The organism is Allobosea sp. CRIB-10 (genome assembly GCF_900112185.1).
GTDB lineage: Bacteria > Pseudomonadota > Alphaproteobacteria > Rhizobiales > Beijerinckiaceae > Allobosea.
On the sequence record NZ_FOKP01000040.1, the window covers coordinates 1 to 13167 of the forward strand.

The 13167-nt window shown below is 66.5% G+C and carries 15 protein-coding genes and 2 pseudogenes; 2 read left to right on the forward strand and 15 right to left on the reverse strand.

What is annotated here, in order from left to right:
- Positions 1–82, forward strand: a pseudogene (locus BMZ69_RS31395) (IS5/IS1182 family transposase); the annotation flags it as partial.
- 136 nt (positions 83–218) lie between these two features.
- On the opposite strand, the gene BMZ69_RS29115 reads toward BMZ69_RS31395, so the two are convergent.
- The 3 genes from BMZ69_RS29115 to BMZ69_RS31400 form a co-directional block, all read right to left on the reverse strand.
- Positions 219–1378 (reverse strand): IS3 family transposase gene (locus BMZ69_RS29115; RefSeq protein ID WP_092163501.1). Its coding sequence is split into 2 segments (ribosomal slippage): positions 219–1120 and positions 1120–1378, totalling 1161 coding nucleotides; the frame shifts between segments, so codons are not numbered across the junction.
- 205 nt (positions 1379–1583) lie between these two features.
- On the reverse strand, positions 1584–2165 hold the full coding sequence (locus BMZ69_RS29120; RefSeq protein WP_139219293.1) for a hypothetical protein: 582 nt from the start codon (positions 2163–2165) through the stop codon (positions 1584–1586).
- A gap of 39 nt (positions 2166–2204) precedes the next feature.
- Positions 2205–2561: a hypothetical protein gene (locus tag BMZ69_RS31400; protein ID WP_139219295.1), complete on the reverse strand. Its 357-nt coding sequence runs from the start codon at positions 2559–2561 to the stop codon at positions 2205–2207.
- Between the two features lie 115 nt (positions 2562–2676).
- On the opposite strand from BMZ69_RS31400, the gene BMZ69_RS31810 reads away from it, so the two are divergent.
- A complete protein-coding gene (locus BMZ69_RS31810; RefSeq protein ID WP_175507033.1) occupies positions 2677–2838 on the forward strand; it encodes a hypothetical protein in 162 nt (53 codons plus the stop codon).
- Positions 2839–2884: 46 nt separating this feature from the next.
- Here the strand turns inward: BMZ69_RS31810 and BMZ69_RS32275 are convergent, their stop codons facing one another.
- The 12 genes and pseudogenes from BMZ69_RS32275 to BMZ69_RS29180 form a co-directional block, all read right to left on the reverse strand.
- Positions 2885–3190 carry an efflux RND transporter periplasmic adaptor subunit gene (locus BMZ69_RS32275; protein ID WP_244543615.1) on the reverse strand — a complete coding sequence of 102 codons (306 nt, stop codon included), beginning with the start codon at positions 3188–3190 and terminating at the stop codon, positions 2885–2887.
- Between the two features lie 65 nt (positions 3191–3255).
- Positions 3256–3336, reverse strand: a pseudogene (locus BMZ69_RS32515) (DUF3302 domain-containing protein); the annotation flags it as partial.
- A 29-nt stretch (positions 3337–3365) separates the two neighbouring features.
- Positions 3366–4157: a hypothetical protein gene (locus tag BMZ69_RS29135; RefSeq protein WP_092163505.1), complete on the reverse strand. Its 792-nt coding sequence runs from the start codon at positions 4155–4157 to the stop codon at positions 3366–3368.
- 67 nt (positions 4158–4224) lie between these two features.
- Positions 4225–4545 carry an HdeA/HdeB family chaperone gene (locus BMZ69_RS29140; RefSeq protein WP_280142136.1) on the reverse strand — a complete coding sequence of 107 codons (321 nt, stop codon included), beginning with the start codon at positions 4543–4545 and terminating at the stop codon, positions 4225–4227.
- A 206-nt stretch (positions 4546–4751) separates the two neighbouring features.
- On the reverse strand, positions 4752–6038 hold the full coding sequence (locus tag BMZ69_RS29145) for a BatD family protein (protein ID WP_092163506.1): 1287 nt from the start codon (positions 6036–6038) through the stop codon (positions 4752–4754).
- On the reverse strand, positions 6035–6676 hold the full coding sequence (locus BMZ69_RS29150; protein WP_092163507.1) for a tetratricopeptide repeat protein: 642 nt from the start codon (positions 6674–6676) through the stop codon (positions 6035–6037). Before BMZ69_RS29150 ends, BMZ69_RS29145 begins: the two co-directional genes overlap by 4 nt.
- Positions 6673–7590, reverse strand: a complete 918-nt coding sequence (locus tag BMZ69_RS29155; RefSeq protein ID WP_244543608.1) for a vWA domain-containing protein — start codon at positions 7588–7590, stop codon at positions 6673–6675. The genes BMZ69_RS29150 and BMZ69_RS29155 overlap by 4 nt, the downstream gene beginning before the upstream one ends.
- Positions 7587–8600 (reverse strand): VWA domain-containing protein, encoded by a 1014-nt coding sequence (locus tag BMZ69_RS29160; RefSeq protein WP_092163508.1) that lies wholly within the window; start codon positions 8598–8600, stop codon positions 7587–7589. Before BMZ69_RS29160 ends, BMZ69_RS29155 begins: the two co-directional genes overlap by 4 nt.
- A gap of 1 nt (position 8601) precedes the next feature.
- A complete protein-coding gene (locus tag BMZ69_RS29165) occupies positions 8602–9093 on the reverse strand; it encodes a DUF4381 domain-containing protein (protein ID WP_092163510.1) in 492 nt (163 codons plus the stop codon).
- Entirely contained in the window at positions 9090–10094 is a 1005-nt protein-coding gene (locus BMZ69_RS29170; protein WP_092163512.1) for a DUF58 domain-containing protein, read from the reverse strand. Before BMZ69_RS29170 ends, BMZ69_RS29165 begins: the two co-directional genes overlap by 4 nt.
- 108 nt (positions 10095–10202) lie before the next feature.
- Entirely contained in the window at positions 10203–11183 is a 981-nt protein-coding gene (locus BMZ69_RS29175; RefSeq protein WP_092163513.1) for an AAA family ATPase, read from the reverse strand.
- Positions 11184–11276: 93 nt separating this feature from the next.
- Positions 11277–12911 carry an arylsulfatase gene (locus tag BMZ69_RS29180; RefSeq protein ID WP_092163515.1) on the reverse strand — a complete coding sequence of 545 codons (1635 nt, stop codon included), beginning with the start codon at positions 12909–12911 and terminating at the stop codon, positions 11277–11279.
- Between the last annotated feature and the right edge of the window lie 256 nt (positions 12912–13167).

Sequence of the window (13167 nt, forward strand, 5' to 3'; positions counted from 1 at the left end):
CGCGACCCGCTACGACAAGCTCGCCAGGAACTATCTGGCCTCGCTCTGCCTCGCCGCTCTCGTCGCCTACTGGCTGCGTTGAGTCTCGACCATAGAGCGTCGCTTTGGTCGCGAACAGCCGAGCATCTGGAATCCTTCCTGTTACCTGATCAGAGTTCAGGTTCCTCTGCCAGAATGGAGTTGACCCGCTTCCGTGGACTGTTCACGGCTATGGCGGGTCAGGTCAGTTCATGGTGCAGCCTTTCGTATTCGATGGGCGAGAGGTATCCCAGCGCCGAGTGGCGGCGTGACGGGTTATAGAGGCCTTCGATGAAGCTGAAGACCGCCATCCTCGCCTCGCTGTGAGAGCGGAAGCGGTTCCGGTCGAGCAGCTCGCATTCCAGCGTCGCGAAGAAGCTCTCGCACATGGCGTTGTCGTAGGCATCGCCGACCGAGCCGGCCGAGGGCCTGACGCCGGCGTCCTTGCAGCGGTTGCCGAAAGCCAGCGAGGTATATTGCGAGCCCTGATCGCTATGGTGGATGACGTTCTCCGGCTTGCGGGCGGCGAGCGCCATGTCGAGCGCATCGAGCACGACGCGGGTCTTCAGATCGGCTGAGAAAGCCCAGCCGACGATCCGCCTGGACCATGCGTCCAGCACGACCGCCAGGAACAGGAAGCCGGCGAGCGTGGGCACGAAGGTGATGTCGGCCACCCACAGTTCGTTCGGCTTCTCGCCAAAGAAGTTCCTTCGAACCAGATCGTTCGGCGGCCGATGCGCGGGATCGCGCCGTGTCGTCGTGATGCTTCTGCGCCGGCTGGCGCCGACGAGCCCGGCCGCGCCCATCAGGCGAGCCACGCGCTTCTTGCCGATGGCCACTCCCTCGGCCTTGAGCTCGGCATGGATCCGCGGTGCGCCATAGGTTTTGCGCGAGGCCGCATGGATCGTGCGGATCTTCCGGGTGAGGTCGACGTCGGCTGTCGCCCGCGCCGAGGCTGGCCTGCCGCGCCAGGCATAATAGCCGGACGCGGAGACCTTGAAGACACGGGCCATGGTCTTGATCGGGAACACGGCCTGGTGCGCGCTCATGAACCGGAAAACCCGTTCGGGTTCGCCTTGCTCTCCCGCGCGAACCAGGCTGCCGCCTTTGACAGGATATCGCGCTCCTGGCGCAGGCGCTGGTTCTCACGGCGGAGGCGGGTCAGCTCTTCGCGCTCCGCAGTCGTCGCACCGTCACTACGCTTGCCGGCGTCGCGATCAGCCTGACGGACCCAGTTCGCGATGGATTGCGCGGTCGGCTCGAACTCCCGCGACAGCTCTTCAGGCGTTCGCCCGGATCGGACCAACTCGACCATCTGCCGTCGGAACTCCGGCGGATATGCAGCTCGAAAACGCGGCATCGGACACTCCAGAAAATGACTTCAAAGGTGTCCACAAAACCGGGTCAACTCCACTCTGATCTTGTCCGAACAGACGGACCTGCAATCTCCCCAGCGCGACGGCAACCGTCGCGGTGGAAGTTCTGGACATGCGTCAAATAAACGACTGACTCGGATGCGCTAACGTTCCACGCGCGCCGAACCTCCCATTCCAGCATGCTTGAGCTTAGCTCAGGCCGATATAGAAGGCTTCAGCGAGGCTCAGATCGACCATGTCGCCGCGCCGCAGCCGCTGCAACTCGGCCTTGACCTGCGGGTCGACGACGGTGAGCGTGCGCGGCCCGAACGGACCGACATAACTCACGACGCTGTTGGCCGTGTCGAAGCGTTCGAACCGCGCCGTCAGCCTGATCGAGCGCACGACGAACCGGTCGGGCAGGTTCTGGAACTGCGGTTCGCTCGCCGCTTCCGTGTAGGTGATCGCAGGCCGCGAGCCACGCTTGCTGCGCCCCATATCCAAGAGCACGCCTTCAATCCGCCTGATCTCGACCATGTCGCCTTCGCGGACCCTGTCGAGGTTCCCGAAGACCGGCGGGACGTCGACGCGCCAGGTGTTGCCGCCCTGCTCGACGACGACCGAGCGGTTGGTGCGGTCGATCGACACGATCCGGACACTGAGCCGCTCGACCTCGACCGGCCCGATTCCGGAAACGACAACCGTCTGGGTCGTGATCTCGGGAGAGGTGGCGCAGCCGGCGCCGCCCGCTGCGAGCGCGAGGGCGACGATCATAGCAATGCATTTCGACATCGTGACCTCCAATGCGAGAGGGACAGTCGGCGCGACGGTTCAGGGACAAACGTCCCAGAATCCCTGCGTGCGCTGCGGGTTCGAGTAGTACCAGCAGTAGCCGGGCCCCGGAGCCGGCGAGGTGGCGTAGGCGGTCGCCGCAGCAGCGCCGACGAAGCCGATCGCGGCGCCGGCGGCGACCGCCATTCCCGGATGCCACCAGTAGTTCGCCGGCCGAACCCAGGGCCGGACGGGCACCGGCCGATAGGGCCGGTAGCCGGGACGAACGACGGTGGTGCGCCGCCCGGCGACAACATTGCCGCGCGGGCCGCGCGCGACATAGCCGCGTCGCACGGCGGCGCTGCGCGGGCCGACATAGCCACGGCGAGCAATCGCGCCGCCTCGCGGCCTGGCCACGGCTCCGCCTCTGATGCCGCCCCCTGCGCGCATCGCACCGCCGCGGAATCCGCCGCGACGCTGAACTTGCTCGACCAAGCTCGGCGCATTGTCCCGCAGGCTCGGAACAATGGGGATGACGGCTAGCGCCGGCTCGGGAACCATCGGCGTGGCGACCAAAGCGCAAGCAAAGATTTTGGCGATGAACCGCTTCGCGCTTGCCGATCTCGAACAGCCGGTTGTGTCGATCTGCAAGGTCAGCATGATCTTCTCCTCATCGATGCTTCGCGATGGTTAGAACACGTAGTTGAGCCAGTTCTTCATCCTGGGCAGGATGCGGCTGATCACTGCAACGGGCTTGAGATGGTCGCTGGAGACAGCCACCTGCGCGGCCGCCCCGCCGGCAGCAGATAGGCTGAAAGGTCGTCCTCGATATTGATGGACGCGAGGGCGAAGCTAGCCTTCTTGCCGCGATCCTCCGGTTTGAGAAGGCTGGAGCTCGCTTGGAGTTGTCCTTGCGAAACCGCATCGACCAGCACGCGCAACTTGCCTGCGAACACTCGGCCGGGAATGGCGTCGAAAGCAAGCTCGGCTGCTTGGCCCGGCTGTAGCCGCTGAACGACCGTCTGCGGGAAGGCGGCGGCGAACATGCGCAAGTCGCCGCGCCGATCGCGTCCTGGTGCGGGGGGGTGCGCTTCTTGGCGATCTCGTAGGGGATGCCCCAGATTGCGATCAGGCCGTAGACGATGAGCAGCATCATCACGACGAGGATAACCAGGGCGATGGTGTCGAGCATGCTGCACCCTTCCCTGGTTTGTCACCGCCTCAGAATCGATAGGACACGCCGAGGATCGGCCCGCTCAGGGCGGCATCGAAAGTGTAGCCGCCGCGCTTATAGTCGACGGCGAGGTGGCGATAGCCGATATGGGCCGACCAGTTCGCGTTGAAGCGATAGTCGAGCGTGCCGCGCAGCTGCCAGGTCACCTGCGAACTGCCGGCGCCGATATCGCCATAGCCGCTGATGCCGAAGCCGTTGCCGAGCTCGGCATGGAAGCGGACGCCGACGACGGGATCGACCCAGGTCCGGTCCGAGCCGGTCGAGACGGCGAGCACGCCACCGAGCAGCAGGTCGACATCGGTCGACACCGACCAGATGCGCGCGCCGAGGAGCGCATCGGCAGTGAAGCCGCTGCCATCATAGAAGCGATAGAAGCCGGTCACCGTCGCGTTGAATTGGCGGGATTTGAGCGTCGCGCTGGTGAAGCCCGGCGTGCGCGGCGTCACGTCCCTCGCGCCGTCGATGGAGACCGCGACATAGGTGAGATCGGCGAGCAGGCCCCAGCGCCCGTTGCGGTACTCGCCGGCCAGCATCGCGGCGAAGTCGAGATTGCGCAGGATGTCGCCGAAGGTCACGTCGACATCGACGCTCGGCAGGTTCCGGCGCGTGCCGATCTCGCCGTTGAGCCCCGCCATCCAGAAGAACGGCGTGATCCTGTATTCGACATCGGCCAGCGGCGCCACGACCGGCGGCGGCAGACGCGGAGCGAGGTCCGCCGCCGCGGCAGGCGCTGTCGCACCTCCCGCGATGAGGATGAGCGTCGGCAGTCTCATTTTCATGTGCGTCTCCGGACGGGTGCTAGAGGCCGGGAAGGCCGATTTCTGCAATGCTACGCCGGAAAGTTACTCACTTCTTGCCTTTGAAGACGCTGTCGATCGCCTTGATGATCGTGACGTTCGGGTTGGCCTTGCAATGCACGATCACCAGGTGAAGATCGTCCTTGACCCGGCTGATCTTGGCGCGATGGGCCTTGGCCAGGCCGTTGTACCACCCGCTATACCAGGCCGCCAGCAAATCGGCATCTTCCTGGAAGGTCCCTGCCAATTGCGCGCAGGTCAGTTTCTGTACATCGACATAGCCGTTCTTGTCGGCATAGCTCGACAACGGCACCTGGGCCGAGGCCGAGGACGCGATGAAGGCTGCGACCACGAGACAGGGAATAGCGATGGCCGAAACAAGGAGTCTGGGTCCTCTCACGGTTAGCTCCGTATCATAGCCCCTTGGGCGCTTGGTGATTTAGCCTCCGAGACGTTCCGCTTGTGACCGGGCGGCTCGTCGAGATCGCCGCTCGCAGTAGAGAATGTCTCTTGGATCGACGTATCAAGCCACGCGACCTTACTTAAGGCTGTAACAGTTACTTCGTGGCTCCGGGTCTATCGCGTCGCTGATGGTCGGCCAGCGTCATGCCTGGGATTGAGTGACGGCAACGGGGTAAATTTGGACGTTGCGACGGCCCGCGGTTGCCAATGCCGTATCGCCCCGGCGAATTCCTCTCCGTTACGTTCTGTCCAGGTGTCGCCCGCGCCGAACAGCGCCTGTTCGAGCCCGGCGAGCAGCGGGGCGAGGGTGGCATCGCCATGCAGACGGGCCGCCTCGCCGGGAGCTAGACGTCCGCGCCAGACAGAGAAGGCCCGATAGGTCGCATCGGCGGAGCCCGACTGCGCCGCGGCTTGCAGTTGCTTGCGGGCGAACGCTTCCGATGCCTGCCTTTCAGCGAGCAGCCTGCGACGCAAGGCTGTGAGGCGCCCACCCGACAGAACGGCGAGCCCCGCCAGAGCCAGGACGGCGAGGCCGGCGATCAGCCAGCCCGGTCGCCAACTGGGATGCGAGTTCGTGGCCGGCCCGGCAGCCGCGGTGACCGTCACCGCGAGGCCGGCCAATTCCTCCGTGCGCGCCTGCTTGGCGGCGAGGCTCCACCAGGGCTGGACGAGCGCCGGCAGCTGATACTGTCCAGCCTTCTCGAAGACATAGGTGACCTTGTCGGTACGATGCCCCTCGACGCTGCCGCGATTCATGCGATCGTCGACTGCCGGCGGATCGACATAGACGCGCACGCCCTCCGGCGCTGTGAACTGGAAGTCCGCCATGCCGAGCGCGGGCACGCCGTCGGCCTGGCGCGTGATGGTACGCGTGATCGCAGCGCCCGCCTTGACGGGCTGCCCGCCCGGATTGGGTGACCAGCTTTGCGTCACGTTCACCGCGTCGGCGACCAAGACGGGGCCGGATGGGTCGATCCCGGCCGGGATGGCGACGTCGAGCCGGGTCGCCTGCCCCTCGACCGAGCCTGTCGGGTCGCCGTTTTTGTCGAGCACGGTGATATGCGGTGCAGGAATCGCGATCTCGCCGCCGCGGCGCGGAAACAGGGTGAACTCGAAGGTCTTGCCGACATAATCCTGCCCGTCGATCCGATCCCGGATGGTGGTCGCCTGCGTCTCGAAGCGCATGATCTGCGCGCCCTTGGCCTCCGGTACGCTGGCAAGTGGCGGATAGGACATATCGCCGGGAAAAAGGACCTCGACGTCGAGCCGCACCGGCTGGCCGATAACGACGCCCTCGGCCGGAATGAGCTTGGTGCGCACCAGCGGCTGCCCGGCCGGAACCTGGGCCCAGGCCATGGCGGAGGCGAAAACCAGCGCTAGTGCGATCGCGCCCCTGATCATGGCGTTGCCTCGCTGGGGTCCGCCTGTAGCTGGTAGGCGAACTTGGCCCTGAGGAAGTCGGCCGGCCGCGTCTGCACACGCTTCAGCCAGAGTGCCCGCACGGCCTCGTCGGACATTGGCTTGTCGCCCTCGACCGTGGCATCCTCTCCGCCCTTCTTGGTCTTGTCGAAGACGATCTCGTCAGCCTTGTCGTCCGTATTGCCGGTCTCGCCGCCTTCCGTCTTCTTCCGCTCGCCGCGGATGCGCGCGATCTCGCGATTATTGAGGGCTTGCGGCCAGCCGGGGCGCAAGGCCAGCGCCCGGTCATAGCGCTTCAGCGCGTCCTCGTACTGGCCGAGCATGACCAGCGCATTGGCCTGGTCATAGGCACCCTCGGCGGTATCGCGGGCCGCGAAGGCCTGCGAAGCCGTCTTGAAGTCTCCGGCCCGGAACAGGGCGACGCCGCGCCAGAGCGGATCGCGAAAGGCCTGCGCCGCATCGGCCGGGCGCCTCTGCGCCAGCAGCAGGCGGCCACGCTGGTCGGGCGTCAGCCAGAGATCGTTCCAGCCGAGGCGATAGCCCATGACCAGCAGCGCCAGTCCCGCGACGATCGCGACGAGGCCATAGGGCGATGCTGCGAGCTTGTGGATGCCAGTCATGCGAGCACCCATCCGCGCCGGAACCAGGCCAGTGTCAGCAAGGCGAGCAGCGGCACCAGCCAATAGCCGGCCTCGCGCCAATGCGAGCCGTCTCCGGCAACACTGGCGGCAGCGTCGCGGCTGTCGAGCCGCCCGACCACGGCGGTGACATCCGCTTGATCGATCGTGGCCGGGACGAGCCTGGCGCCGATCGCCCGGGCCGCCTCGGACAGGGTGCCGGTGTCGGTACCCACCGGCAGCATGGCGAGCAGTGTCGCCGCTATCCGTTGCTCCTCGGCCAGAGCCGTAATCGCCTCCGGCGAGACGGTGTCCGCCATGACGAGGATCGAGCCGCCATCGGCGCTGTCGGCGAGGGCGCGCCTCGCCAGAGTGATCGCGCCGGCGAGGTCGTCACCTTCCTTGGGCATGATCTGCGGCGACAGCGCCTTGGCAAGGTCGAGCACCACGGCGCTGTCAGGCGTCGCCGGCAGGACGAGATGGGCCGAGCCGGAATAGGCGATCAGCGCCGTCGCGGCGCCCTCGCGCGCAGCCAGGATGTCGGCGAGCTTCTGCCGGGCGCGGTCGAGCCGCGTCGGTGCCAGATCCTGCGTCAGCATGGACGGCGTCACCTTCAGCACAACGGCGACCGGCGGCTTGGCCTGCGCGAAGGGCGACGGCTCGCGCTGCCAGGCCGGTCCCGCGACGGCGATCGCCGCGACCAGCCAGGTGAGCAGAAGCCAGTCGCCCGGCCGGATACGCGCCTGCCGATCACCGCCGACGATCAGATGAGGCAGCAGGACGGGATCGATGACGCGGCGCCATTGCAGCAGCGGATCGGCATCGCGCCGCTCGAGCAGCCAGAGCAACGCCGCAGGGAGGAGAACCAGCAGCCAGGGCGGCCGTTCGAAATGGAAGGCGGAGAGGTTCGCGATCATCGTCCCACTCCGGCAAGCTTAGCGGGTGCAGGCGTCCTGCGGCGGTGCCTGCCGACGAGCCGAACCGCCTGGACGAGCAGGCTCAAGGCTAGTGCGGCGCCGAGCGGCACCCAGTAGACGTCGCGGCGTCGGCGGAAGCTGACCGTGTCGACGCGACGCGTCTCGATCGCATCGAGACGGTTGTAAATCTCGGCGAGCTGGGTCCGGTCTAGCGCCCGGAAGAAGCCGCCTCCGGTGGTATCGGCGACCTGCTTCAGCGCGGCTTCGTCGAGCTTGTCCTCGCCGGCTGCCCGGGGATCGCCGACCGCGACGGTGTGGATGACGATGCCCTTGTCCTTGGCGACGCCGGCAGCTTCGGCCGGCGGCACCTTGCTCAGCGTATCGTTGCCGTCGGTCAGAGCAATGATCGTCTTCGCCTTGACTGTGCTCTTGGCGAAGAGCCCGATCCCCAGGCCGATCGCATCGCCGAAGGCGGTGCGTGGCCCGGCCATGCCGACAACCGTGTCACGCAGCATGAGGCGGCAGAGGTCGAGATCGGTGGTGAAAGGCACGAGCGCGAACGGCGCATCGCCGAACACGACCACGCCGACGCGGTCGCCCTTGCGCCGCGACAGGAACTCGTCGAGCACCTGCTTCACCGCCGTGAGCCGACCGACCGTCTTGCCGGACGCATCGACGAAATCCTTCGTGTCCATCGAGCCGGAGAGGTCGACCAGCAGGAGCAGGTCGCGCGTCGGCAGATCGCGATGCAGCGGCGGGTCGATCCATTGCGGCCGGGCGAGCGCGGCAAGCACCAGTAGCCAGGCCAGCAGGAGCGCGAGCCAGCGCCCGGCATCGCGCCGCGTTACGACGCCGCCGGAGACCGGGTCCTGCCCGGACAGGCGCGCCAGCCTGTCGAAGAACGGCACGCGCAGGCCGACGCGCTCCTGCGCATGCGGCGGTAGCCAGAACCAGATCACCAGCGGCAGTGGTAGGAGCAGGATGATCCAGGGATAGGCGAAGTTGAGCATGTCATGCACTCCCCGCCCGGCCGCGCTGGCCGCGCAGCCAGGCCTTGGCCTGCCCGAAGAGCAGGCCGGCATCGCCACCGGCGGTGCTCTCGGGGCAGGCGAAAAGCCGCTCCAGTCCCGCAGCCAGCACATCGGTGCGCGCGCCCGGCGGTGCCGTCTGCGCGACGAACGACGCCCAGCTCGGTCCGGTCAGCGCCGCGACCCGCTCCCGGCCATAGGTGACCATGGCTGCACGCTTCAGGATGGCCGAGACGGCTTCGACAGTGTCGATCCCGCTCGGACTGGTAGCGACAGACACATCGAGTTCGGCGGCGGCGGCCCGCAGATAGGCATCCGCCCGGTAGCGCCGCAGCGCGCGGATGCCGGCGATTGCGAGCATCGCGATGACCGCGCCGCCGACGATCCAGATGCCGGCAGCGGGCGGCCAGAACGGCACGGCCGGCGGCAAGGCCAGATCGGCCAGTCTGGCGAGATCGCCGGGATCTTCGCTCACGACGCTGCTCCCGTGCCGGCCCCGGCGAGCCGGCGGGCTTGGCGACGGCCGAGCAGCTCGCGCAGCTGCACGGCGGCGTCGCGGTCGGTGGCGATCGGCAGGATCGGGATCGCCCGGTCGCGCGACAGATCGGCGAGCCGCGCCCTCCATTGCCGGCGTTCTGCCGAGAAGCGTTGGCGCAGCGAGGTCGCTGAGGCGTCGAGCTCGATCTGTGCCGTGCCCGAGCTGAACGTCGCCCGTCCGATATCCGGCAGGTCCTGTTCGAGCGGGTCGTGGACGAAGACCGCGATCAAGTCATTATGCGCGCAGATTTTGGTGATCAGCCGCGGCGTCTCGGCATCCTCGCCGGCGGCATCCGAGATGAGGCAGACCAACCCGTCATGCAGGCTCATCCGCGCCGCGGCGACCAAGGCTTCGTTGAGCCTTGCCGCGCTTTGCTTCGTCGCCCCTGGCTTGCCCAGGGCGGCGTTGCGGCGGGCGACCTCGGTCAGGACGCGAACCACGCCGGCATCGCGCGCCTGCGGCTTGACGCTGGTCAGGCCATCGTCGCCGAAAACCACCGCCCCGACCCGGTCGCCGAGCGAGGCGACACGCCACGCGGCGAGCGCCGCAGCGTCCGCCGCCGCGACCGACTTCATCGCTCGCCGGCTGCCGAAGAACATGGTGCTGCGCTGGTCGACCAGGAGCAGGACCGGCCGGTCCCGCTCCTCAGAATAGACCCGAACATGCGGGCTGCCGAGCCGCGCCGTCGCCAACCAGTCGATCGTGCGTGTGTCATCGCCTTCGACATAGTGCCGCAGCTCTTCGAAATTCAGGCCGCGGCCGCGCAGACGCGAGGCATGCCGGCCGGCGAGCAGGCTGTGCACCGGCTGGCGCGGCAGGAAGCTGAAGCCACTGGCGCGATGCTTCAGGCGCAATAGCTCGTCGAGCGTGACGAAGGCGCGGGCTCCCGCCTCCGTAGCGCCCGCGCCGATCCGCGCCTTCTCCCGCATCATCGCCATGGCCTTGCCTCACGATAGCATCGGACCGAAAGTGGAAACCACGTTGCGGAAGAATCTGATGCGATAACAATACGATATCATCGCGCGCCCGCTTGGACGCGCGATGATCTAGGCCGCGACGGCGACCTGCTTCACGATCTCGTCCAGCACCGCGTCGGGCGTCATGCCGTCGGCTCCGGCCTCGTAGCTCAGCGACAGTCGGTGCCGGAGGCAGTCATGCGCGATGGCCTGGACATCCTCGGGCGTGACGTAGTCGCGCCCTTGCAGCCAGGCATAGGTCCGCGAGCATTTGTCGAGCGCGAGCGAGCCGCGCGGGCTGGCGCCGACGGCGATCCAGCTCTTGAGCTTGTCGCCGAATTCGCCCGGCCGACGCGTCGCGGAGATGAGCGCCACCATATAACTCTCGACGATATCCTTCGTCGTCACGCGGTCGATCTGCTCTCTCGCATCAAATATCGTCTGCTGCGGAATGGTCGGGGGCGCCGCCCTGCCGGTCGGGGCGGCTGCGCTCTCCGAGCGGACGAGCCGCATCACCTTCACTTCGTCGGCATCCGAAGGGTAGTCGATCCGGACATGCATCAGGAAGCGGTCCATCTGCGCTTCCGGCAGCGGATAGGTCCCCTCCTGCTCGATCGGGTTCTGTGTCGCCAGCACCATGAACAGCGGCGGCAGATCATAGCTCTTGCCGGCGGCGGTGACGTGCCGCTCCTCCATCGCCTCGAGCAGGGCCGACTGCACCTTGGGCGGGGCGCGGTTGATCTCGTCGGCGAGGATGAGGTTGCCGAAGACCGGCCCCTTCCTGAACTCGAAGCTGCCATCCTGGCGCAAGATCTCGCCACCGGTCACGTCAGAAGGCAGCAGATCGGGCGTGAACTGGATACGGCTGAAATCGGATTCGAGGTTCTTCGACAGGCTCTTGATCGCGCGGGTCTTGGCGAGGCCGGGCAGGCCCTCCAGCAGGACATTGCCGTTGGCGAGCAGCGCGATGACGATGCGCTCGACCACCCTTTCCTGCCCGATGATGTCCTGGTTGATCCGGGCCTGGAGCTCCCGGACGGTATCGCGCGCTGTGGAACCGGTTCGATCCATCTCTTGAAGTCCCTTGAGCGTTCCGAGCGCTCCCGTCACCGCCGTCGAAGACGGCCCCACGACTGCTCAGGCATGGGGTCGTCCTTACTCAGATCAGCGAACGACGTTTGCTCGCAGTTGCTCTTCGATCTTGGTAAGATTGAACGAGCCCGGTGTTTGGCTGGGCGGATAGTCCTTCATCGATTGGAGGAACTGCGCCGCGAGCCCCTGGATCGGGACGATAACGAAGACGCGGCTCATGAACCAGTCATTGTAGACGGTGGCGTTGTGCTGGGCCTTCTCGAACGGGTCGCGGCGGAGATGGAACAGCAAGGGCACGCGCAGTTCGGTGAAGGGCTCCCGCCAGACGCCGAAGGCCTCACCGCGGTTCTCCAGGAACACGACCTTCCAATCTTCGTAGCGCGCAGCCACGACCTGGCCGTCATCGTTGACGTACCAGAACTCCTTGCGCGGCGATTCCTTGGTCTTGCCGCTAAAATAGTCGAGCATGTTGTAGCCGTCCGGATGGGACCGGTAGCGCCGGCCCGCGAAATTGTCGCCCTTCATCAGGCGATCCTTCGCATCCGGCATGCCGGCAGCGGCGGCGAAGGTGATCATCCAGTCTTCATGGGCGACGATGCCGTTCAGCGTCGTGCCGGCCGGGAACTTGCCGGGCCAGCGCACGAAGGCGGGAACGCGGTAGGCGCCCTCCCAGTTCGAGTTCTTCTCGCTGCGGAACGGAGTCGTGCCGGCATCGGGCCAGCTGTTGTAATGCGGGCCGTTATCGGTCGAGTAGAAGACGATGGTGTCGTTGGCGATGCCGAGATCATCGACCTTCTTCAGCAACGTGCCGACCAAGGCGTCATGCTCGACCATGCCATCGCTGTATTCGTCCTGCCCGGACTTGCCGCGATTGGCTTCCTTGACATGCGTGCGGAAATGCATGCGCGTCGCATTCCACCAGCAGAAGAACGGCTTGTTCGCCCTGACTTGCCGTTCGATGAAATCGATGGCAGCGGCGGCGGTTTCCTCGTCGATCGTCTCCATCCGTTTCTTGGTCAGCGGCCCGGTGTCCTCGATCTTTCCGTCCGCGCTCGCCTTGATCACCCCGCGCGGGCCGAAGCGCTTGCGGAACTCCGGGTTCTTCGGATAGTCCGGGTTCTCCGGCTCCTCCTCCGCATTGAGGTGGTAGAGATTGCCGAGGAACTCGTCGAAGCCATGCCGGACCGGCAGGTGCTCGTCGCGGTCGCCGAAATGGTTCTTGCCGAACTGGCCGGTGGCGTAGCCCTTGTCCTTGAGGACGGCGGCGATCGTCGGATCGCTCGCCTGCCAGCCCTCCTTCGCTCCGGGCAGCCCGACCTTGGTCATGCCGGTACGCACTGGCACATTGCCGCCCATGAAGGCGGCGCGGCCGGCGGTGCAGCTCTGCTGGCCGTAATAATCGGTGAAGCTGACGCCTTCGCGGGCGATGCGGTCGATATTCGGCGTCTGATAGCCCATCATGCCGCGATTATTGTGGCTGATGTTCCAGGTGCCAATGTCGTCGCCCCAGATGACCAGGATGTTGGGGGGCTTGCCGGATGCCGCAGCAGGCTGCTGTTGCGCCTGCGCGACCTGAACCGGCGTCGCCGCGCCGAGCGCCGAGGCGGCGGCCAGCGTCGTGCCGCCGAGCAGGATCTTGCGCCGGTTCACGCTCGGCCCGTCCTGGGCGGTGGCTGGCTTCTCGGTGTGCTCGAGTTCCGTCGTCATCGCGCATCTCCTTGAGTGGGGAATAGTCACGGCTTAGAACAAGTGCGGACGCTGGCAGCTGAAGCTCATCTAAGAGTAAGTTTCTTGGTCTCGCCGCTCCATCGGCGCACGACCCGTGCAGCCTCCGTGAGGCGGCCGGTCGAACTGAAAACAAGATTGCCCGGACTTTTGACCGACGGGACCGGCAAGTCACCGCGGTAACGGTTACGGCCTGGTCCGCCGGCCCTCTGGCTGGTGGACCAGGAAGTTGCCCCTC